The 22,002-nt window shown below is 33.1% G+C and carries 23 protein-coding genes and 1 pseudogene; 2 read left to right on the top strand and 22 right to left on the bottom strand.

The genetic code is table 11. The annotated features are described in order from the left end of the window. Nucleotides 1–63 precede the first annotated feature (63 nt). The 22 genes and pseudogenes from ACYPZI_RS07320 to ACYPZI_RS07425 form a co-directional block, all read right to left on the bottom strand. A complete protein-coding gene (locus tag ACYPZI_RS07320; protein ID WP_459600120.1) occupies nt 64–444 on the bottom strand; it encodes an NVEALA domain-containing protein in 381 nt (126 codons plus the stop codon). A gap of 238 nt (nt 445–682) precedes the next feature. Next, on the bottom strand, nt 683–1,750 hold the full coding sequence (locus ACYPZI_RS07325; protein WP_459600122.1) for an efflux RND transporter periplasmic adaptor subunit: 1,068 nt from the start codon (nt 1,748–1,750) through the stop codon (nt 683–685). 2 nt (nt 1,751–1,752) lie between these two features. After that, nucleotides 1,753–3,579, bottom strand: a complete 1,827-nt coding sequence (locus ACYPZI_RS07330) for an O-antigen ligase family protein (protein ID WP_459600124.1) — start codon at nt 3,577–3,579, stop codon at nt 1,753–1,755. Between the two features lie 20 nt (nt 3,580–3,599). Continuing rightward, nucleotides 3,600–4,496: a signal peptidase I gene (gene lepB / locus ACYPZI_RS07335; RefSeq protein ID WP_459600126.1), complete on the bottom strand. Its 897-nt coding sequence runs from the start codon at nt 4,494–4,496 to the stop codon at nt 3,600–3,602. A 359-nt stretch (nt 4,497–4,855) separates the two neighbouring features. Then, entirely contained in the window at nt 4,856–5,065 is a 210-nt protein-coding gene (locus ACYPZI_RS07340; protein WP_459600128.1) for an NVEALA domain-containing protein, read from the bottom strand. 274 nt (nt 5,066–5,339) lie between these two features. Then, nucleotides 5,340–5,993 carry a hypothetical protein gene (locus ACYPZI_RS07345; protein ID WP_459600130.1) on the bottom strand — a complete coding sequence of 218 codons (654 nt, stop codon included), beginning with the start codon at nt 5,991–5,993 and terminating at the stop codon, nt 5,340–5,342. A gap of 12 nt (nt 5,994–6,005) precedes the next feature. Next, the gene (locus tag ACYPZI_RS07350; protein ID WP_459600132.1) at nt 6,006–7,085 is read right to left on the bottom strand and encodes a 6-bladed beta-propeller; all 1,080 of its coding nucleotides are present in this window, start codon (nt 7,083–7,085) and stop codon (nt 6,006–6,008) included. Between the two features lie 150 nt (nt 7,086–7,235). After that, nucleotides 7,236–7,550 (bottom strand): NVEALA domain-containing protein, encoded by a 315-nt coding sequence (locus tag ACYPZI_RS07355; protein WP_459600134.1) that lies wholly within the window; start codon nt 7,548–7,550, stop codon nt 7,236–7,238. Between the two features lie 64 nt (nt 7,551–7,614). Further along, nucleotides 7,615–8,772 carry a 6-bladed beta-propeller gene (locus ACYPZI_RS07360; protein WP_459600136.1) on the bottom strand — a complete coding sequence of 386 codons (1,158 nt, stop codon included), beginning with the start codon at nt 8,770–8,772 and terminating at the stop codon, nt 7,615–7,617. A gap of 268 nt (nt 8,773–9,040) precedes the next feature. After that, entirely contained in the window at nt 9,041–9,442 is a 402-nt protein-coding gene (locus tag ACYPZI_RS07365; protein ID WP_459600138.1) for an NVEALA domain-containing protein, read from the bottom strand. Between the two features lie 185 nt (nt 9,443–9,627). Next, nucleotides 9,628–10,602, bottom strand: coding sequence for a BF3164 family lipoprotein (locus ACYPZI_RS07370; RefSeq protein WP_459600140.1), 975 nt, complete (start codon nt 10,600–10,602; stop codon nt 9,628–9,630). Between the two features lie 5 nt (nt 10,603–10,607). Then, nucleotides 10,608–10,895: an NVEALA domain-containing protein gene (locus ACYPZI_RS07375; RefSeq protein WP_459600142.1), complete on the bottom strand. Its 288-nt coding sequence runs from the start codon at nt 10,893–10,895 to the stop codon at nt 10,608–10,610. A 29-nt stretch (nt 10,896–10,924) separates the two neighbouring features. Continuing rightward, nucleotides 10,925–11,140, bottom strand: a pseudogene (locus ACYPZI_RS07380) (hypothetical protein); the annotation flags it as partial. Between the two features lie 76 nt (nt 11,141–11,216). Next, complete coding sequence (locus ACYPZI_RS07385) at nt 11,217–11,810, bottom strand: hypothetical protein (RefSeq protein WP_459600144.1); 594 nt, start codon at nt 11,808–11,810, stop codon at nt 11,217–11,219. After that, nucleotides 11,800–13,044 carry a 6-bladed beta-propeller gene (locus tag ACYPZI_RS07390; protein WP_459600146.1) on the bottom strand — a complete coding sequence of 415 codons (1,245 nt, stop codon included), beginning with the start codon at nt 13,042–13,044 and terminating at the stop codon, nt 11,800–11,802. The genes ACYPZI_RS07385 and ACYPZI_RS07390 overlap by 11 nt, the downstream gene beginning before the upstream one ends. A gap of 65 nt (nt 13,045–13,109) precedes the next feature. Further along, a complete protein-coding gene (locus ACYPZI_RS07395; RefSeq protein WP_459600148.1) occupies nt 13,110–13,472 on the bottom strand; it encodes an NVEALA domain-containing protein in 363 nt (120 codons plus the stop codon). A gap of 61 nt (nt 13,473–13,533) precedes the next feature. Further along, entirely contained in the window at nt 13,534–13,884 is a 351-nt protein-coding gene (locus ACYPZI_RS07400; protein WP_459600150.1) for a DUF1573 domain-containing protein, read from the bottom strand. 60 nt (nt 13,885–13,944) lie between these two features. Next, a complete protein-coding gene (locus ACYPZI_RS07405; protein WP_459600152.1) occupies nt 13,945–15,117 on the bottom strand; it encodes a 6-bladed beta-propeller in 1,173 nt (390 codons plus the stop codon). A gap of 154 nt (nt 15,118–15,271) precedes the next feature. Next, nucleotides 15,272–15,649: an NVEALA domain-containing protein gene (locus tag ACYPZI_RS07410; protein WP_459600154.1), complete on the bottom strand. Its 378-nt coding sequence runs from the start codon at nt 15,647–15,649 to the stop codon at nt 15,272–15,274. A 234-nt stretch (nt 15,650–15,883) separates the two neighbouring features. Then, the gene (locus ACYPZI_RS07415) at nt 15,884–16,765 is read right to left on the bottom strand and encodes a DUF1573 domain-containing protein (protein ID WP_459600156.1); all 882 of its coding nucleotides are present in this window, start codon (nt 16,763–16,765) and stop codon (nt 15,884–15,886) included. Nucleotides 16,766–16,786: 21 nt separating this feature from the next. Then, complete coding sequence (locus ACYPZI_RS07420; protein WP_459600158.1) at nt 16,787–18,646, bottom strand: hypothetical protein; 1,860 nt, start codon at nt 18,644–18,646, stop codon at nt 16,787–16,789. A 190-nt stretch (nt 18,647–18,836) separates the two neighbouring features. After that, nucleotides 18,837–19,007: a hypothetical protein gene (locus tag ACYPZI_RS07425; RefSeq protein WP_459600160.1), complete on the bottom strand. Its 171-nt coding sequence runs from the start codon at nt 19,005–19,007 to the stop codon at nt 18,837–18,839. Between the two features lie 992 nt (nt 19,008–19,999). Here ACYPZI_RS07425 and ACYPZI_RS07430 point away from each other — a divergent pair. Both ACYPZI_RS07430 and ACYPZI_RS07435 read left to right on the top strand, forming a co-directional pair. Continuing rightward, nucleotides 20,000–20,407 (top strand): NVEALA domain-containing protein, encoded by a 408-nt coding sequence (locus tag ACYPZI_RS07430; RefSeq protein WP_459600162.1) that lies wholly within the window; start codon nt 20,000–20,002, stop codon nt 20,405–20,407. Between the two features lie 26 nt (nt 20,408–20,433). After that, on the top strand, nt 20,434–21,654 hold the full coding sequence (locus ACYPZI_RS07435) for a 6-bladed beta-propeller (RefSeq protein WP_459600164.1): 1,221 nt from the start codon (nt 20,434–20,436) through the stop codon (nt 21,652–21,654). Nucleotides 21,655–22,002 lie beyond the last annotated feature (348 nt).

Here is a 22,002-nt window from a genome sequence, read left to right on the forward strand (position 1 = left end):
TACTTGGTAAACAACAAGGGAACAGGAAACCTCCCGTTCCGTTGTTGTTTGGTTTATACTAATTTAAAACAGAGAACAGCTTTTGGTGCTTGTGAAGTCATGTCTACTATGTACCATATCGCATACATAATATGTATGAATTTGTCCTATCTTACAGCTACCATAAACTTCAGTCGTAGCGCTACAAGTATAGACTTCAGTCTCTTGATATGTTTTTGGACCATAAGTACCATTACAAAATTGAATATCCGTATATATAAGTTTATTATAACCTGGTTCACATTTAAAGATACCCTGACCACCATTTTCACCTGCCAGCGCTTCCACATTAGCCAATGCCAATGCCGACATACTGCTCTCCTGAGCTAGATTCAAATTCACGTTAAACGCCGCTACAGTAGCAATAGCTAATACTATAAGACTTCCAAAAATTTTCTGTTTCATTTGTATTAATTTTAATTTTTAAATTATTTTGTTGTTTTTAGCTGCATTTATCCTTTGGCTCCGCCGATTTACGCTTCGCTTCAATTCAACAGCCATGAAATCGCATAGATTTCAGTTTTCAATTATTTATCTTTGCAGTCACCTCCTTTCTTTTTTAGGAGGAAGCCGGGGCGGAGCTTATGTTGCAAACTTTGCGGGAATGTATAATAGCCCGCCCTTTTCTTCTATTCTTAATAATTTACTGTTTGAGTATTACGGGCACCTGATCCATCAAATTCATATTACCTTCATATATGATGCTATCCCCGGCATTTATTTTATCAGGAATAACAACATAGCTGTCGGAATTCTCCTGCGCTGTTTCCACATACTTCCATATGGCCTTGTTATCTTTCAATGTAAATACCACTTTCCTATTCGTCCTTAATACCAGTGCCGATTTAGGGATTACAAGCTGTTTACCCAATAAGCGCTGAACACGGACCTTTACATTCATACCTTCGTGGACTTTGCTGTCACGGTTGCTTATTACCGCTTTTACCCTAACCATCCCATTTTTATCTATTATAGGGTTCATTTCTGATACCCGTCCTTCCATTGTATACGAGGTTTCCGAGAATGGGGATATTATAACCTTATCATTTAGTTTGATTAACGGCAATTCGTTTTCGAGGATATTAAACACTACTTCGGGGCTCTGATTATCAATAATTGTGCAAAAAGGCTCGCTGCCAGGTAGGTTATACTCCTTTGCTGTCAGATTTGCCACTACTCCGCTAAATGGTGCATATAATGTCGCCATGTCCAAGTTGTACTTAGCCATTATATAATTATTACGGCTTTGTTCATAATTACTCCTGATTTTCGCTATTCTCATTACCTCCTGTGGTATCCGTGTGGAATCGCTGAGAGAATATCCCTGACCAATAAGTACATCCTGCAAATCCAATTTAGCCCGTTCTAATGATTCCAGCGCCTGTTCCATACTATTCTCTAACTTGAACCTATCCAGCTCCGCCAACTTTTGGCCTTTAGTCACCCTCTGTCCATTTTTTACATGTATCTTCACTATATGCTCTTGCGACTGAAAACGTAAGTCAGCTTTATTCAAAGCGGCGATTATGCCATTGGAAATCAGTTCATAATTGAAATCTTGATATTCCAGAAGTTTAGCTCTTACTTCCACCGGTTTATCATTGGCTATTTCGGTTACTTTGTCATTTTCTTCCTTTTCATTTTCCTTATTGGCTGAGCATGAATATAATACCGACATTAGAGCGATGCAAAATATAATCTTCTTTTCCATAATTATTTAATTTTATATTTTTCACATATTGATTTCATTTCTTCTCTCATTTCATTTACAGCCATAGAATGGATTTTGGCTTCTTTCAATTGGATAAATTCAGCCATCTGACAAACTTTTTCTTTATCTCCCATTTCATCATAGAGTTTTGCCAGAAGATAATAAGGGTATAGTCGGCTTGGTACAATCCTAGCTGATTTGTTAAAGTATTCTTCTGCAAGATTATAATTTTTAAGATACTGGTAATTCTTCCCCATTATGTTATACAGCATCGGATCGCAGCTTATTGCCATAGCTCGGTTTAATACGGTGTTGCTTTCCTCATATAGTCCTGTTTTTGAGAGGGATTGGGCATATTCGAAGAGGAACTGGACTTCATGGGACAAATAAGGGGCAATATTCTTACATTCTTTTACAACATCTGTATATAGATTGTTTGTATATAAGGTTTTGCTCTTATCCCATTTTTTATAGGCATTGTACATCGGGTATCTGTTATAAAGGCATATACTGACAATGAGGGTGGAAATACCCAAAGCACAATATACCTTTATATTCTTGCAGGAAACACTGCCCGGTTGTCGTTTACCGGAGCAAGCCGCAACTAAAAAAACAAAAGAAATAAGAAATGGCTGCATACGGAACGGATATGACATACCAGCAAAGACTAATAAGGCAAAAAAGGTGCTTACAGAAGCATATTGCCTGTTTCTCATCCCGTTGAATATAACGTATACAATAATAGCTAAGAATATTAAAAATGGTACTATTCCAAATTCAATACATATTTGCAGGTATTCATTAAATGCATATTCAGGATTTCCCGCCACGAACTGTTCCTGCTCTGATGCGTCTTCACGCATCAAGTATTTGGCCTGCATACTGCCATAATTATCTGCGAAACGACCAATTCCTACTCCCAGAGGATTTTCTTTGATTGTTTCCATGCACACTTTCCATATTAAAGCCCTGCCGTCTGCGGAGTCTTTTTTCAGATGGTAAAGTAAAAGGGATGATATGATTACAAAAACAATAATGGATGTAAATATTAAGAACACCTTCCTTTTGTTCTTTTCCATGTAATTTTTTAATCGTTTAGGTTTGCCTTTTTGCTTAAAAAAGTAAAAAGCAAAAGCGATAAGACATCCTGTAACGGTTGCTACCCACGAGGCCCTGCTCATTGTTGCCGGTAAAACTAAAAGAATGCTTAGGGAAGTTACCGCGGAGACGCCCCACCTGAAATAAAAAGGAAGATAAGAGCGGTTGATCCTTTTATTAAATACTTTATAGTCATTTAGCAGATGATAAAATGCAAGGGGTAAGATCATAGCTAAATATCCGGCATAAGGACCCGGGTTGAAAAAAGATCCTGTTGTCCGGAATAATGAATGTAGTGACGGCGAATACCCATAGAGCTGCTTCAATCCCCATATAGCCTCGGCAAACCCTGTAAAGATGAAGAATATTACCAACAAGGAAAGAGCCCATTTCTGCTGGATGAAAAGTACCTTGAAATGAAAATACAATATGGTTATTAATACTAATAAAACGAGCTTATTCGTTATTATATCTCCATTATAACAGGAAACGACACAAACTGATATTGAAAATAAGACAACGAATAAGTCAAGATATGAAAATACAACATCTTTTTTGTTTAACAGGAATAATACAAAAGATGAGCCGGATGTTAAACTGGCAGACAGGAAAAACCAAAAATATTTTCCTGAAACACCTCCATTTGCAAGGTCGTGGCTTACGATGAAAACTGTACACAATACCAGTATAAATGGTAATATCAGGATTAGATTAAGTATTCGCTTTAACATTATCGGTTCTTATATTTTTATTATTCGACTGGTTTAAGAAACCGTCCCCATGATTTTTTCTTCGTATTAACGTCTGTGTTATTCCATATAAAGGCAACTTTCCCTGCAATGTGATCTTCCGGCAACAATCCCCAGTAACGGGAATCTTTGGAATCAAAGACGTAGTCCCCGGCCATAAAATAGTAATTTTTCATGAATGTGTATTCCCTGATGATGCTGTCCCCCAGCATGACAGTCCCGTCTTTGATTTTTATATGTTTTGTCGTTTCGTAGCTTATCAGGTTTTTATACAATATGGCATTCAGTGTATCAATCGTTATATTATCACCTTGCGCAGGAACATACAGGGGCCCGAAATTCTTAATGTTCCAGTTATAATACCCATTATAAGGGTAGCAATGGAATATATGAAAGTCGAACTCTTTATTTTTCTTTCCGGACAAAGCCTGCTGGTTTTTAAGGCAACCCAGCGTATCCGGCAACCCTTTGACCTTATATATCCCATCTTCTATGTAGAAAGTATCTCCCGGGATAGCAACACAACGTTTGGCATAGTATACGTTCATGTCCAAGTCCAGACGTTCCCAGTCGGAATAAGGGAAATTGAAGATAAGGACATCGTTGCGCTTTACACCAAATCCTCTCAGCCTTTTAAAGATTGGTTTCTCTCCCTTGCCTAATGAGAAGAAGTTTTTTATAATGCGTGGGCCGGGTATAAGTTTATTCACCACCACATGGTCGCCGGACATTATTGCCGGCTCCATGGATGGGGTGGGGATAGTATAGGTATCGAATATGAAAACTCGTAGGGAGATAGCTAATACAAAGGCTACCAAAATAAAAAGTAACCACTGAAGTATGCTTTTTGACATTTTCTTTAAGGATACATTACTTGTATGAAAAACTTTTTTCACCATTTATTTTTATTATTAGTACAACTACCTGTAATTAACATCATCGAAACTCATTACTATCCGTAACGGGGACGTGCCGGACTACACCGGAAGTACCTCTTATGCATATTGTACATTCATACTGGGTATCATTGGAATAGGCCTGTATTAACTTTTTATTTTTCAGGTTCGCTAGTTAAAACTATGCACTTCAGTGCAAGGCTTTCAGCTTCTATAAATATTTAAATATCTCTATGTCAATCATATTCTGTTGAGAGTTTTAGTATTGATATTCGATCAATATTGATGAGGTTGTATTCATCATATTATTGTGCATACCAAAGAACTTTCAGTTCATCTTTCAATCGACTTATAGTCGACACTCACGCGAATCCTTCTTGATTATATGTTTCAGATGTATATGTACTACAATTCCATATTACTCCACCTCCACTTTCCTGCGCCAGTGCCTCCACATTAGCCAATGCTAACGGTGACATATTACTCTCCTGAACTAGATTCATATTCACATTAAACGCCGCCAGAGCAGCAATAGCTAATATTGCTATACCTCCTAATATTTTCTTTTTCATAAATAATTTAATTTCGTATTAATAATTGTTCATTAGAGTTTATATTGAATAAGAGTTTATTTTAATTGATTATCAAGTATTTACAAAATAATATATTTTTTAATATACTGAAAATAAGCAGTTTGATATTTTTTAATTATAACTAATTGATAATCATTAGTCTCAAAGTTTATTCTATATAATGTCTATTATATACAGAAAACTCTCTTTAATAATTTCTAATAAAAAAGGATCCACCTAAAGGTAGGGATTTCACCCATCCCTGAATTATAAATTAAAGTGTTTGACGTACATCAGGAGATCCTGCGTCAAGCGTGGAATGACAGGGTATGTTAAGAATTGTTTTCATGATACTCAAATAATTATCAGTTTGATCTGGTATTTCTTTTTTTGGTATAAAAAAATGAGTTGGCCTTAAATTTTTATTTATTAAAAACATGAATGGCTTATGTATTTGTTCTATTGGGATATTTAATGACTCTATGTTATAAAATATCTTATCATCAAATTGATGAGAACGGGCAAAAACAAATAAATCTCTTAACCGATACTTTGAGGCAAAAATCAAAATCTTATTAGTTTCTGTATTTAACAAGAAATTTCTTAATTGAGTTAAGCTATAATTTACACAATCACCACAGTGTTCTGACGAAAAAAATAACACTAAATAAGTACCATTTAAGAAAAGGCTGTCAATCTTTATTGGATTATTTTTTAAATCAGTCAAAATTAAAGTTGTGTCTAAAAAACATCCTTCATTTTGTATTAATGCATTTTGATCTTCCTTCAAATCATTATTTAAAAATAAAATATTGGAAGAAGTCTGTTTACATTCTTCTTTCTCTTGCTGTAATTTCGAATAAGAGTTCAACCACATAGTAGTTGTTGCTATGGCAATAATTACAATAATTACACAAATATATTTCATATTATTTTTATTTTACTTTTCTCTGAAAATAGTTTCATCAAAAACAACCAAATACGGATTATTTTCTATGTCGGTTTCTGACATGATAGATAAATAGATGTACCCATTGTTATAATAGGCATATCCACCAACTGTATTGAATTTGCTATTTTTATCCTCAAAACGATATGCTTTGGATGTTTTATTCAATTTGTCATAAAATACATAATGAGTTTGTTCTCTAAAACCAAATCTAAACCTCAGATAATGATCATCTTCGTTGATATATCCAATAACACTTGCAAATCTATTTCTATTTTCCTGCTTATTTGTAAAATCTATCAAATCATAAATATCTCTATTTCTTTCGCTTCGAGGTATTGAATATTGCTCAAAATCAATAAAATATTTTGGTTCAAATTTTTTATAATCAACAATGGAAAAAATAGTATCATTCAGCAGTTCCCAATAAAGTATTTGATCGTTGTATTGATAAAAATTATCACTCATTGTCATTCCGGAGGTAATATTTCTTCCTTCAACAGTATTAACAAACTGATAGTTTTCGTCTAATACACTTCCTGCTGGGATAACCATGTGATCGCCTTGAAACATATTTTTTCCAATAAATTTGCCATTTTTCAAAGGGTAAATATCCGTCAACGGATAGCGGTCATTTTGGTTTATCTTCGTCGAAGATATAAAATTCCCATCTTCGTCGAAACACAAGATTTTTTTAGACATGTGGTCGAATAAATGAATAAATCCATTTACAACAAATATATTTGCAAGATTGAAATATTCATTGGGAGCTTCTCCCTTACCGCTGATATTAAAAAGGAATTTTCCATTTTTATCAAAGACAACGACTTTCTCTCTCGACAAAATAATCATTTTTTCTTTTAAAAACTCAATTTGCTGAATTTCGTATAATAATGATAAATCCGTAGTTTCCAATTCAATCAATTTTCCCTCACTAATATCTATTGACTTTGCAGCATCAACATTAATAGACAGAACTTCTGTCGAATGGGTTACTGATTTTTTACAAGAAAATAATGACATTGCAAATAGTAAAACTATAATAACTGATTTGATATTTTTTTTCTCCATAATTTGATATTTTTTATGTTAGTAACTTACTTAAATATGCTTAAGATGGTTTGAAGATTTCAGGAATAGATGCCTCTAAAGGGCATCTATTCCTGGTCTTTTTGTATCCAAGAAACATAATTTATTTGTAACTATTTAGTTATAAATAAATTATGAATTTGAAACACATGTGCAACGGATACTACAACAAGCATAATAACCTGTAATACAAGTAACAGTACAGCCTTTAGTTACACCACCTAATATCACGATAGTAATTCCAGAACTAATTGCACATGATGTAGCTCCTACTCCTCCATTATGACAGTAAGGATTATTGTTGGTTTCACTCTGCGCTAACGCCTCCACATTAGCCAATGCTAACGGTGACATATTACTCTCCTGAACTGGATTCATATTCACATTAAACGCCGCCACAGCAGCAATAGCTATTACTATAAGACTTCCAAAAATTTTCTTTTTCACGGGTCGAATATTTACGTATGAAATAGTGAGACGATACCACTCCTTTTTTCCTTTGAATCAATATTCACTGATAAAAGAATAATACGGGATTATCATCGTATTTTAAAGTTTCGACAAGATGTTTTAACTTGATCAACTGATTATTTTCTCCTGTAACTATTTTCTCCTTTATATCTATCAAGTGTTGAGCTTCTGCTATTCCGACAAAAGCATTATCATAAGCATGTTTTATCTGAAAAAAAGGAAATTCTTTAATTTCATTATCAATTGTATTCAAATAATAATCTCCTTCTAAAGTGTCTTTATTTCCCATATAAAATCCCAGAAGGATTCCTTTGTGTTTATATTCCAAAAGTATTTTATTTTTTGTTTCATAAATGGAAATAAAACCGGTAAAGAAACCATCCTTACCATACTTAGACACAAGACGGGAATAGGATTGTTCCACACTCGTTTGAAATTTTTCTCGAGGAGCAATTTGCGCCGGTATATCAACAAGGTATTTAGCTTCCATATTTCCATTGGAATAACTAAAGATGGTGTCGCATAACGGCATAATTAAATCAACGCCGTTCTCACTCCTTGTCATTTGATGTTTACTAAGAGAATACATATACTTTTCTACCGTAATCGGATTGTATGGGAGATAAGAAGTAAAATCTTCAGGCGTTTTCTCGTTTAACGAGGTATATGCCATGTTGTCTTCAAAATTGATGTAATGGTTTAAAAGCAAATTTTCTTCCTCTATAAATATGGCTTGTTGAGTTGATTTAATGGCTTGCAAAGGAACACGAACAGATTCAATATAGTTCCCTCTAAAATCATATTTAATCAATGAATTTTTCATTGCATCAATAATTACAATTTGTTGTTTTTTATCATCAACATAAAATGTACTCAAATCAATATATTCTTCAGGAGCTTCTCCGTATTTGCCAACCTGAGAAATAAAAACACCATTTCTCTTGAATATGTAAAGGTTCCCAATGTCCTTTATGAAAATTAAAGAATCACATATATCAATTGTTTCAATGTTACGCAGTAAACATTCGGGTGATGATTCGAGAGGGACAATTTCGATGTTTGCAAATTGAGGTTGAGTCTGTAATGGCTCTGATTCAGTATTATTGAATGTTAACCGAATTAATTCCGTTTCTTGTTTTACCACATTACAGGAATATAGCGCCACAATTAAAAGTATCAAATAATTTATTTTCTTCATGTCATTTATTTTTATATCATTGTGGAAATTTATTTTGTTATATAATAGAGTTTATATTGAATAAGAGTTTATTTTAATTGATTATCAAGTATTTACAAAATAATATATTTTTTAATATACTGAAAATAAGCAGTTTGAAATTTTTTAATTATAACTAATTGATAATCACTAGTCTCAAAGTTTATTCTATATAATGTCTAATATCTCTCAGCTATTTTTCGCATAGAATAAGTACGCAAAAAATAGCTGAGAGAACTTATTAACAAAACTATGATAATATATGTATTCCTTGGGATGATGCAATACAGCAATTCCCTGTGGAATTTATGCACGACCAATTTTCCCAAGCAACAGTATATGTTTTTCCTTGTTTAAATGAACCATCAATAATTGTAAATCCCAAGATTACTAATTTACCGGAAACTTCACAGGTTTGACTTGTCACGCCACTGGAAGAACAGACTAAAGCCATATTCCAATATCCACCATTATTTTGACAATCAATTTGCGTTGTTATCCCTGCTCCAGTTTCAGGCGTTGCCAATGCTTCTATATTAGCCAATGCCAATGCCGACATATTACTCTCCTGAGCTAGATTCATATTCACATTAAACGCCGCCACAGCAGCAATAGCTATTACTATAAGACTTCCAAAAATTTTCTTTTTCATTTGTATTAATTTTAATTTTTAAATTATTTTGTTGTTTTTAGCTGCATTTATCCTTTGGCTCCGCCGATTTACGCTTCGCTTCAATTCAACAGCCATGAAATCACGCAGATTTCAAAATTTTAAACTCTAAATTACACTATACGAGAATAGAAATTTATATACATCTTCCTCTATTATATATCGATTCACAATTCAGGAAATTTATATATAAATGAAGAATCTTCATCATTGAAATTAAAACCAATAATAGACTTGTTAGATTCATCAACAGCAAACAAAGGAATAGGTTTGTCCAATATGTTTTTCATTATCGGATTTCCATCAAAATCATATATCTCTAAAAGGTGTCTACGATGATTATCTACTTTATATGCATAAATATACTTATCTGTGATTACAACGTTGGTATAGTATCTTATTAAATCGTATTGATCTGTATCTAGACCATTTATTTCAGTAATATATCGTTTTTTTAAAGACATACTTTCCTTATCATAAATGTCAATTTGATTCTTATACATATAAGCATAAACTATATATTCAGAATTTACATCCATTGTTCCCCGATTTGAATAAAAAGCAGAAGACCTATCATTATCAATATCTTTTTCAAAATTAATAGACTCCTCTTTCAAGGAATTTAAAAATATTTTCTTTATGAGTAAATTGTTTACATCATAATAATAAAATATACTATCCTTGGAAATACTCATAAAATTGAAAGCTTCGTAATAAGGCAATATGATATCTTTATCTTTTACGAAAATGTCTCCCTCATTCTTTGAATATTTCCTAATAGTAACAGGAGAAAATCCCCATAAATATAAAGTCTCATCCTGAGAATCTCCCTTACAAAACATAGGGAAATTTGCTATCTCATCGGGACCTATTCCTTTATTACCCCAACTTCTAATATACGACATATCTAGATTATACTCATGAACCATTGTGTCGGAAATGCCAGATAATACAAGAATCTTATCATCTATTTTAGAAACAAAATCGGGTCTCATTACCTCATTTATTTCTTTTTCTACATATACTTTCCTTATTATTTCTTTTTCAAAAGAGATTGTATATAAACTATATTTTACATCTCCATTACATCCTGAAAGTACGATCAATAGAAACGTAATTGTTAAAATTATTATTTTTTTCATTCTTTTTAAAGAGGATATATATGGTTACATGACCCACTATTAGACCATGTTCTGGCTAATTGAGCATCGCACGAGCCACAATATGTCACATGAGTAGGATTGCCAGAACCTTCCATACTTATTGTTTGATGGCAAGATCTTGTATCAGCTATAGGATTTTCATTTTGTGCTAATGCTTCTATGTTAGCTAAACTTAGCGATGAGGTAGTTTTCTCATTACTGCTTATGTTTAGATTAAATGCAGCAAAAAGAATTATAGCGCCAATAGATAATATAATGCAAGATTTTTTCATAGATTTTAATGTTTAATTTATATACTTTATTATTTAGATTTACACGTTGATGCACTACTATAAGAAGTCGCAAGAACAGCACTGCATGAACCACAATATGTTACATGAGTACTCAACACAGGATTATCCAAAGTCCGATCATTAGTGACTGTATTCCAACAATTAAGTGTCATACCACCTCCGCCTTCACTCTGCGCCAGTGCTTCTACGTTAGCCAATGCCAATATAGATAAGTGCTCTCCGGGTTTAGATTCAAATTCACATTAAACGCCGCCACAGCAGCAATAGCTAATATTATAAGACTTCCAAAAATTTTCTTTTTCATTTTATTCTTTTTGATATTTCTGAAAAATAGGTTTGAGTTAGTTCTTGCTTTCCTCTAATTGGAAAAAAAATCATACTTATTTTTCCAATACTATCTATACAAGCAAAATAACGTTTAGTAATCATGTCTAAATCAACAGGAACAAGTAAATTATGACCGGATAGATTTTTATAATTAAAACGAGAGAGTTCATTCATAAGAATAATTTTATCATCTCTTGTGTCATCGTAAGCGGGAAGGACAAGTATCTTGTCTTTCCCTATTATAGACTGATAATTATATAATTCCGACAAATCTTCTTCAATACAGCTATTACACATATTTTTTGAATATCGATATATCAATAGTGAATATTTTCCATTAAAAAATTCAACAAAGGAAGTTTTATTTTTGAAATAACTATCTTGTATCTCAGCAGACAATTTCATATAACAGATAAAAGATTCATTTTCTTTCTGGTCTAAATTATTTACAACACTTGATTCGATTGTATGCTTATCTGCCTTTTTGTTATAGATATTAAAAAAAGCAGGCAACAGTGTCAAAGCAATCCATAGGAATAACAATAATGGGCTAATCTTAATATTCATAACAAAATATGATTGGGTTGGAATCTTGTGTCAATCTTATCAATTCCTTATTTGTACTCATTTCATTCGATAAATATCCATCTTTAGATAATTCTATAAAGCGATTTATCTCGTGAGGCTGAAGCACACCATAAACCATGCCTGAATTAGCATAATAAAATGTAGGAAGTATTGTCCGGGCAATATCTTTAGAATAAACCAAATCATCAATAAATGCTCCAGCTATCCGCGTTTTTTTAGTTTCAGAGCTATATAAAACAGGATACATCGAATTTTTTTGTTGAAATTTAAAATAAATATACTTACCAAATTCTAAATAGTCTTTAATTCCATATATTTTATTAACCTGCATCAAAGAAGAATATCTGTCATTCGCTTCTTTATCCTTTGTTTCTTGAAGGTCTTGTTTCGTAAGTAAATCTCTGCTTTGTATGGCAAGATAAGGTGAGATACCATCAGACGTTATACTTACAATCGTATCCATAAATATCTGATTGAAACGAGCAAAAGAAGTAGTATTTGAGATAAATTGATTATTTCGCTCAAAAAATAATTCACCCCAGCCTTTATTGTATTGACTCTCGCTCATCCAGCAAGACTCTTGTTCACCGGAAGAAAGATTTAAGGTTCTCAACAAAAAATTATTTTCCGATTGAACCGGGGAATAAGCATCGGCATAGATTTTCCCTCCAACATACTGAATATGATAGCTTCTCACATAATCATTTTTAATTCTTATTGAATTAATAAAATTGCCGGAAGAAATTTCGTACCAATTAATTCTCTGAGAATGTGAGTCTAATAAATAAACAATATGATTGTCCGAATCTATTGTGAAGTCTGATATATCAACAAATTCTCCTGGACCATTTCCAATATGTCCTATTTTTCGAATAAATTTGCCTCCTTTATCGAAAATAAATAAACTTTTGGAAAACGATTTATCCAAGATAAAGATAAATTCATCAAGCACTATTATTTTAGTAACCCTTCCAATCAATGTTTCTTCACTATTTTCTAAAGCAATTGGCTGGACTTTTTTAAAATAATCCGATAGGTAGATAAATTTTTCTCTTTGGATATTGTCTATATCTATAATAATAGTATTTTGATTAGTATTCAATGCCGTAAATTTATTAGAATCTTCATGATTCCCTCGTTTGGTAGGGGAAGAGCAAGATGCTAAAATCAAATAAATGTTCAAATAAAAAATGGGTATTTTTAATGGTTTCATAATTTTGTGTTTTTATATACAGAGAGGTTTGATACACCTCTCTGTATAGTTTTAAAATAGATTAATTATAGACATCCCGAAGTATTAGTCTGATTATTTACCGATGACACAGATCCATTACAATTATAATATGTTGTAATATAGCCAGGATAACACCAAGTGATAATTCCATTGTTACAGGATCTCGTTTCCCATTTGGATACTATATAATATCCACAATCGTAATCATATCCTTCTTGATTATATGTTTCAGATGTATATGTACTACAATTCCATGTTACTCCACCTCCACTTTCCTGTGCCAGTGCTTCTACGTTAGCCAATGCCAAAGTAGACAAATTGCTATCCTGTGTATTCAAATTTACATTAAACGCCGCCACAGCAGCAATAGCTAAAACCAAAAGACTTCCAAAAATTTTCTTTTTCATGAGCCAATAAATTTCGGGATGACATATTTAATTTTCTCATCCTGTCTTTTTTGTTAGTAATCTAGCGTTTTACAACCTTTCCTTTTATCATAAAGTGAACAGGGAATTCCTTCTTTTTTAAATACAGAAACAGATTTTTCTCAGTATAACCAAGATCTGTAGGTGTATAATTAATATCGATAATAGAAGAATCACCTCTTTCAACTACAAATTTTCTTGGAATTGCTGTTATACATCCACAAGGAGTATCGATATAATCAATAATCACGATATCATCTGTAAGATTGGTATAAGACACTTGAATCTTTACTGTGTCACCGATTAAAGATGTACCCCATCCAAACGGAGATGGATTTATCATTGATGTATGCACTTCTTCTTTTTTTGTACAATTACACACCAATATTGCCATTATTAAATATATTGATACTGTTATTATTAAATATCTGATACTACTCCACATATCTATTCTTTAATTAAAACTATAAAATACTAAAATGGGATTATCATCTTCCTGTGAATTCTTCAGTATTTGTGTCATATCAGAGCTTATTTCCCTATTTTCAGAAAGGGCTTCTTCCACAGGGATTGCGCAGACAAAAGCCTTATCGGTTGTTGCTATCAGGTTATTAAAAGATGTGTATGTATCTGTCGGTACCATTTCATAATATGAACCTAGACCTGAATCCATATCAAAGAAAACACGATATGCTTTCCCATCCATATTAAACGTGAAATGCAGATACTTTTCCGTTGAATATAATTCAATTACCCCTGTTGATAAATTTTTATTTTTTGCTGTTGATATAGCCTCCAATCCCAATTCATAATCATTCCCGTCAAAATCTTCTTTTGTAGCAGGCTTTAATCCATTTCTGAATATCCAATGGGGAATAACCGCAGTTGTTTTGCTATCATATTTATAGATCGTATCAGATAAAAATGCACACATATAGGTTGATTTGCCGGCTTGCGCAAATGTTGGTTTTCCAAATGACAAACTCATATTTCCAACAGCCATATATGGTAAATATTCTTTCCTGTCATTCTTTTTTGTATCAAAAACCAAATAATTAAATAAGGACGAATGATCATTATCTTGTAGCATTAACAGGTGATTATCATCTAATAATGCAACTTTAGATGTATTTCTCAACAAATCACGGTCAAGCTTAACCTTTTCCAATAATTCCCCTGAATAAGAATACTTAAATATTTCCGACTTATATATGTCAAGAATGTTTACAGTATTTTCTTTTTTATCCAGATAAAAATCAAACATGTTTAATAGCTCGTCCGGTCCGGGACCTATTTTTCCTATTGTCTGCAAATACATTCCTTCGTTATCGAAAACAAACAATTTATCATTGGAGTCTTTAATGAAAATTTTCTCATCATCGAATTCCATTTTTAATATTGCTGCGATAAGACAGTCATCTGTTGTTTCTAATTTTATGAATCGGCATTTATCAATATTGTCTTCTATTATATTCCTGTTTGATAATGAATCTATTAATATATAGGAATAACTATCATCGGTTTCTTGCCTTTCACCTTTGCAGGAGTAGATAAAAATTATAAAAATTATTAATAGAAACTGTACTTTCTTCAGAATAAACAATCTGGTATACTTTAGTATATTCATTTTATAATATTTGGTTTGAAGTGAATTGCCATATTAGAAAGCGGCAACCATGAAAATTATTTATTAATATTTCTTTGACAAAAAAGCATTGTTAGAAATGCTAAATAAAATTCTATGGCTACCGCTTCTTTTCATTTTACTTAATTGGGTTATATTAATAATACTTTGGGGAATTATTGATAAAGCTCTTTAGACAACAATTACCATTACTCGCAACACAGTCTGGGATTCCGACACTTCCACCAACAGTTGCTCCAAATCCTAGTTTAATTATTCTACTACCAATTTTAGCATGTAACCCAAGTTCTGCATTATATTGAACTGTAGTTGTCACATATTGCTCCTTGTTATTTCGGTTATAGATAAGTATGTTACATTTTTCCACGCCACCTTCACTCTGCGCCAAAGCCTCTATATTCGCCAACGCTAGCGGTGACATATTACTCTCCTGAGCTAGATTCAAATTCACATTAAACGCCGCCACAGCAGCAATAGCCAATATTGCTATACCTCCTATTATTTTCTTTTTCATAAATAATTTAATTTCGTATTAATAATTGTTCATTTTATTTGGCTGCATCTATCCTTTGGCTCCGCCGATTTACGCTTCGCTTCAATTCAACAGCCATGAAATCACGCAGATTTCAAAATCTAATTCTTAACTTTGCAATTACCTCCTTTCTTTTTATTAAGCAGGGAAGGTGGGGCGGGGTGCTATTGTCGTACTTTGCAAGAGGAGACAACTCTCCGCCCTTTTCCCTTTGGCCTATCCTTTTACCATGCTTTTTACAACAAGCCGGACAGAACCTTCCTTTGTGTTACAGAATACAGTTACCGTTTTTCTGAAATATCCTGAGTTGTCAGGCGTCACTTTTACTTTTATCTCTGCCTTATTTCCCGGCTTTACCGGTTTTTTATCCCATTCGGGGACTGTACAGCCGCAGGATGCTGATATATCTTTTATCAGGAGAGGCGCGTCTCCCGTATTTTTTAGCATGAAACTCGCAATGGCAGTTTCCCGTATCTTGGTATCTTTCAGTTCTATTTCCGTTTGTTCCGCTTCAATAGTGGTATGGGCAACATTTTTTTGCTCCGCGTATTCTTCTCCGGCAATGGTTTGTTTATACAAGTCCCATATTTGAGGATTGAGGGTAGGATTGCCTATCAGCAGTACCTTATTATCCTTATCCAACAGGAAACATTGGTAACTCACATTATCGGGCAACTTATTTGCCGCGTTCAGCTTGTTTTCATTATCTATATAAACAGCCTGACTGAAATTATCTCGTTTCAGTAAAAATTTCAGTTCTTTTTCGTCTTTAGGTTGGAAATAAAAGTGGAAGCTGACTTTCCCTGTCATCTCCGCCCCGGCTTCTTTTATAAATGTATTCCATTTATAGAGCTGTAATTTACAACTCGTACAACCTGTAGAATCGGTATAGATAAGTACTTTATATGGGGCACTATTGTCAGGGCAAACAGTATCATGCCCCAAGTATGTACATCCGATATCTGCCGGCAGAACAATTTCTTTTCCGATCCATTCGGTTACAATCTTTTCGGTTTCGGCCTTCTTTCCATCTTTTTTGCAAGATGCGATTCCGAATATGACTATTGCCGATAAAAAATAAGATAAATAATTTACCATGTGTTCTATATTGTTTATTTGTTACCACCACACTTGTTTCCCGTTTTCATAGGTAAAAACTCGCTCTTCACTTCCCCGGCGCAGATTACGTAGCCAAAAAAGTGCTCCTTTCGGCACATTTTCATAAACGAGAGGAGAATCTAATGCAGTTTGCTTTCCTAATGTCTTCCACCCTTCTTCCGAAAAATATAATAGCTCATATTCATCACCGATGCGTATACCATTGTCATCGTTTCGTCCTAGATAGCGTATCCTACCTATATATGTGGGTTTTTCCAACTCCAAACCAACCCAAGCTCCGTCCGGATCATTCGCACTGAAATAGGAAAGGGGGTCTCCGTCAAAAACAGATTCTATTTTGATTGTTGGATCATTCCAAAACGACACTGAATTTCCAATTACTTTCCCTTTTTGGACTTGTTTCCCGTCTTTATCAAAAAAATCTATTTCAGCAATATCACAATGTCCATTTTTTCCTGACAGGTATCTCAGGTATTTAAATTGTTTATTATTATTATTGATATATACGTTTTGGTATGCTAATTCAGGAATCGTATCTATCATGTATAATAATTGGGAATCATTGAAATCAGGACCGTTTGCTCCCTGAAACTGACCGCCTAAAAGTCGTTCCTGAAATAGTCTCAATCTATCAGAGCTAGGATATTTACGATCTATTCGGATCGTTTGTAATTGTGTGGTATCGGCCCATAAAAAATGATAAATTCCCATACCATTATAAATAAAAGGAATATATAGTTTTTCCGATTTTTCATTATTATAACGACTTAACAGATATACAATATTGGGTTCAAAATGTTCTAATCGAGCCCTTTTGTTTTTTACAGGTATTGTCCCTATCGGTATCCAATCTTTATTATTAAATACATTCAGGTAAATAATTCCATCTGCAATATCTATTGGGATATCCATCCTTTCATCAGGAAAATAGAGGACAGAAACATCTTTCATGTAGAGGTCTCTAAAATTGGGTGGAATATTTTCGAGACCAAGTTTAAGAACATAGGATTCATCTTGTGATGCAAAGCATTTCCTATGTACTTTTCCTATCCTATAATGAGGTTGTTGCCTTATCGTATCAGGCATCATATCTTCTATTGCAAAAGCAATACATCTGTCTTTTTCATCTGTCATATAGTTCCAAAAGTGTTTTGGGTTCTTTTTTTCAGGTGACTGCATAAGAAAGTCAATTCCACAGGGGATTCCTACCGATCGCATTGCATAAACGACCAAGTCACATCTGTCCATACAGTTTCCATATCTGCTTTCCAATAACGTTTTTGCACCTAAATGAGGAAAAAGTAGTTTGACATCAAATAGCCAATTTTTTTTGGATAATTCTACATATATATATTGACATGCCCTAACAGAATTATCAATTTTCAAATGAGATTCTAAAATTGGCTGGAATGTATTATAAAATAACTCTCGCCAGTCCTCTAACGGTTCATTATCAACCCTGTATGGCAATATTTCCTCGCAGAACCGTTCAAATGAAATATGTTCCCCCCATGGAGCCTCCAACCAAACTTTAAAGGCAAATTCTATATTCTTAATAAGATATTCAGCAGTTATTACATCTATATCGTATATTTTTTCAAATTTAGAATCCTCCAGTTGTCCATATTTTTCCTCCAGTAATTCAAATGCCCGGTAAGGTGAACAATTCTGTTCCAATGCCAAAGTATAAATTTCAGATTTTATTTTTTCAAATTCAGTACAGGTTAATGTGTGTTTTCCCGGCATGTTCTCTATCAGAAAACATGCTGCATCATATTTCATTCTGCTGATAGAGTCCTTGCCGTCATAGTATTTCAATACTTTTTCCAACTCTGCACGATTCTCTTTTGCTAAGACCAATGCATCCTCTAACTTTTTTGATTTTTGGTTACAACAACAAAAAAGAATAATTAGGAGTAAACACGTTGTCGTGTATATATTAAATTTTTTCATATTAAATTTGGGGGCTATACAGTAAAGAACGCCAAAACTATTAAACCATAAAAATATTTTTTTAGCAAAAAGTAACACATTTGTCGCAAATTGAATATTATTCAATTTTACAATATAAAAGATCAATTATTTTCATATTTTGGTTAATATAATCAGCTAATTGGTCATCAGGGAGAGAGATTTTATCAACAGGAATATAAAAGAATATTATTTCATCCAACTGGCGGGCATCTTCTGATACATAGTCTCCCTCTTCATCAAGAAGCATGTCATTAAGATTCTCTGTACTAATAGTTTTACCATTCAAAGGCCCCCTTTGACATTGAGCACTCTGACATTAAATTCATGCCCATTCAATTCAACTGTTTCATACAGTGGTTCGTTAAGTAATTTTCTACAATCAGGGCAATATACCAGAATTATAAATTAAAGAGGGATGTATTATACCGAACGCCTATTTTCAACTTAATAGAGTATGACATTTACAATCTCCTTATGAGGAACTTTTGGACGAAAGCCTCTTTTATTGAGCGGAATATAACATAGTATTTCCATTTCTATTGTATATTTGTCCAGTACTTGATACATTCGGGGTGAGCAATCAGTTTGAATATTTTGCTTTACAAATTTATCAGTTCACCCTTATTTTGAAAAAAGTTTAAATCACTTCAACAAAAAACAAAACGACTTAATCAAATTATAGGGATTATTTTTGAAAAAATATTCCGAGCCAGTTGATTTTTATTCTCTTTTTGAAAAAAAATAACAAATTGAACATTCGTTGCATTTATTGAAACATCTCGATTTGGTTTATAACCTATATTTACAGAACTTTATCATCCCGATGGAAAGCCAAAAAACAATGTGTTAATGGGAAGAAAAAAGGGCGGGCCATTGTACACTCTGGCAAAAGTTGCAACAACAAGCTCCGCCCCGGCCTTCCTTAACAAAAAAGAAAGGAGGTGACTGCAAAGATAACTAATTGAAAACTGAAATCTATGTGATTTCATAGCTGTTGAATTGAAGCGAAGCGTAAATCGGCGGAGCCAAAGGATAAATGCAGCTTAAAACAACAAAATAATTTTAAAATTAAAATTAATACAAATAGACATTATATAGAATAAACTTTGAGACTAGTGATTATCAATTAGTTATAATTAAAAAATTTCAAACTGCTTATTTTCAGTATATTAAAAAATATATTATTTTGTAAATACTTGATAATCAATTAAAATAAACTCTTATTCAATATAAACTCTAATGAAAAAGAAAATTTTTGGAAGTCTTATAGTAATAGCTATTGCTACTGTGGCGGCGTTTAATGTGAATATGAATCTAGTTCAGGAGAGTAATATGTCGCCGCTAGCATTGGCTAATGTGGAGGCGTTGGCTGGTTCCGAATATCATCAGGGACTACCAGGTACAAATTGGAAAACATACACAATCTCATGTACTGTTGCACAACAGAATTCAACTGGTTCTTCGTGGTATTGGGATGTCAACGCTCAGGCTTATGTCTATGGAATACCTGTAGGAGCAGGTACAGGAGGCGGTGGCTCCAGCTCTTCTGAGATAAATTATGCACCAATGACTTACAACAAAGATGTGTGTGGAGCAGGGAGTGGCACTTGTATATATAGTGCCCCGAGCGGTCATCCTTGTGCCTAAATTAGTTATTTATAAAAATGGGGAAAATGCAAAATCATATTACATCCTTTTTTTTCGCTTTATTATTGCTTTTAAGCGGATGTGTTGGTTCAATAATAGATAATGATGTGCGTGACACTTCAATTCCCGATATGACGGTTAAAATTGACTCCTGTATTACTATTAAAGTAGAAGATTTTGATGGGAGTAAGCCTTATAACGTTGAAAATGTAATCGACTCAGTATCCTTTATCAAGTTGACAACAGAAGATGAAGCCATATTAGGCGCAATAGATCAGATTATTTTAATGGATACTTGTCTTCTTGTCAGGGATACATACAAAACAAAATTAGTTAAAATGTTTTCAATTTCAGGGCAATTCCTGCGTATAATAGGACGTATAGGACAAGGTCCCGGAGAATATGTGGAGCCTACATATATGACTGTAATTGAAAATAAAATTGCTATATATGACCAATTTACAAAGAAAATTTCGTTTTATGGCATTGAAGGCAATTTTATTCATTCTCTGAATATACCTTTCTTTAGTTTGAAATTTCATGCTTTTGATAATAACCATTATTTATTCAATACAGTTAATTCAGATAATGACCATTTTAAACCGATTTACGGTTACTCTATCTTCGATTGTGATTCAAGTTTTGCATTTAAATCACATGGATTTTATAGAAGAAAAGATTCATTTTCCAGCATTATTAATAATCATAATTTCTTTGCTAAAAACAATTTGGTATATTTTCGCCCTGTATATAATGATACAATATATACTATATCCAAAGAGAATGTGATAAGTGCTAAATATGCTCTGAATTTCGGAAATAGAACGGTACCCGAAAGGTTCCGTAATGGAGATAATAGCAGGGAATACAAAAAAGCATTAGGGAACCAAGACTATATGTTCATGGATGGGAACTTTTTTCTGACTGAAAATTACTTTTTATTCAGCTACATGAAAGCATATGCCAGATATGATTGTATTTACTCCTTATCTTCAGGGAAAACAATTGCATTTCACAATAGAAAAGGACTATTTCCTTTAGTATTTGCCAATATAATAGGTACGACAAACGATGCCTTTATTGGATATATGTTTCCATCAATGGTAAGTCAACAATTAGGAGGATGGAAAAAACTCCCTTATGATGATCTGGTAAAACAATTTGGAGAAGATAGGGTAAAATTAGGGATGTCAATGGAAAGCGACGAAAACCCTATTATAACCTTTTTCTATCCAAAAAAATTTTAGATGAGGTAATAAAAAGAAGAAAAGGGGTGGAATATTGTCCGCATTGCAAGACCAAACAATAATACTCCCGCCCCGGCCTTCCTTAACAAAAAAGAAAGGAGGTGACTGCAAAGTTAAGAATTAGATTTTGAAATCTATGTGATTTCATGGCTGTTGAATTGAAGCGAAGCGTAAATCGGCGGAGCCAAAGGATAGACACCGCTAAAAACAAGGAAACTATTTTAGTCAATCCTTAAAAAGTCATTTTAAGTTCAAGTATAAAAAAGTCTGCCTGTATTTTGCAAAAGAAACAGGCCATTTTTTGTTTGTATTTGTTGATCATTCTCTTGAAGTTGAATCCCGCCGCCG

The sequence above is a fragment of the Dysgonomonas reticulitermitis genome (genome assembly GCF_054601275.1).

Coding starts and splice junctions, on each gene's coding strand:
- ACYPZI_RS07350 (WP_459600132.1), bottom strand. CDS start 7,085: ATGGAGAAAAAAAATATCAAATCAGTTATTATAGTTTTACTATTTGCA.
- ACYPZI_RS07330 (WP_459600124.1), bottom strand. CDS start 3,579: ATGTTAAAGCGAATACTTAATCTAATCCTGATATTACCATTTATACTG.
- ACYPZI_RS07370 (WP_459600140.1), bottom strand. CDS start 10,602: ATGAAAAAAATAATAATTTTAACAATTACGTTTCTATTGATCGTACTT.
- ACYPZI_RS07390 (WP_459600146.1), bottom strand. CDS start 13,044: ATGAAACCATTAAAAATACCCATTTTTTATTTGAACATTTATTTGATT.
- ACYPZI_RS07385 (WP_459600144.1), bottom strand. CDS start 11,810: ATGAATATTAAGATTAGCCCATTATTGTTATTCCTATGGATTGCTTTG.
- ACYPZI_RS07340 (WP_459600128.1), bottom strand. CDS start 5,065: ATGAAAAAGAAAATATTAGGAGGTATAGCAATATTAGCTATTGCTGCT.
- ACYPZI_RS07405 (WP_459600152.1), bottom strand. CDS start 15,117: ATGAATATACTAAAGTATACCAGATTGTTTATTCTGAAGAAAGTACAG.
- ACYPZI_RS07400 (WP_459600150.1), bottom strand. CDS start 13,884: ATGGCAATATTGGTGTGTAATTGTACAAAAAAAGAAGAAGTGCATACA.
- ACYPZI_RS07415 (WP_459600156.1), bottom strand. CDS start 16,765: ATGGTAAATTATTTATCTTATTTTTTATCGGCAATAGTCATATTCGGA.
- ACYPZI_RS07345 (WP_459600130.1), bottom strand. CDS start 5,993: ATGAAATATATTTGTGTAATTATTGTAATTATTGCCATAGCAACAACT.
- ACYPZI_RS07375 (WP_459600142.1), bottom strand. CDS start 10,895: ATGAAAAAATCTTGCATTATATTATCTATTGGCGCTATAATTCTTTTT.
- ACYPZI_RS07435 (WP_459600164.1), top strand. CDS start 20,434: ATGCAAAATCATATTACATCCTTTTTTTTCGCTTTATTATTGCTTTTA.
- ACYPZI_RS07410 (WP_459600154.1), bottom strand. CDS start 15,649: ATGAAAAAGAAAATAATAGGAGGTATAGCAATATTGGCTATTGCTGCT.
- ACYPZI_RS07430 (WP_459600162.1), top strand. CDS start 20,000: ATGAAAAAGAAAATTTTTGGAAGTCTTATAGTAATAGCTATTGCTACT.
- ACYPZI_RS07360 (WP_459600136.1), bottom strand. CDS start 8,772: ATGAAGAAAATAAATTATTTGATACTTTTAATTGTGGCGCTATATTCC.
- ACYPZI_RS07365 (WP_459600138.1), bottom strand. CDS start 9,442: ATGAAAAAGAAAATTTTTGGAAGTCTTATAGTAATAGCTATTGCTGCT.
- ACYPZI_RS07425 (WP_459600160.1), bottom strand. CDS start 19,007: ATGCTTCTTGATGAAGAGGGAGACTATGTATCAGAAGATGCCCGCCAG.
- ACYPZI_RS07395 (WP_459600148.1), bottom strand. CDS start 13,472: ATGAAAAAGAAAATTTTTGGAAGTCTTTTGGTTTTAGCTATTGCTGCT.
- ACYPZI_RS07320 (WP_459600120.1), bottom strand. CDS start 444: ATGAAACAGAAAATTTTTGGAAGTCTTATAGTATTAGCTATTGCTACT.
- ACYPZI_RS07325 (WP_459600122.1), bottom strand. CDS start 1,750: ATGGAAAAGAAGATTATATTTTGCATCGCTCTAATGTCGGTATTATAT.
- lepB (WP_459600126.1), bottom strand. CDS start 4,496: ATGGTGAAAAAAGTTTTTCATACAAGTAATGTATCCTTAAAGAAAATG.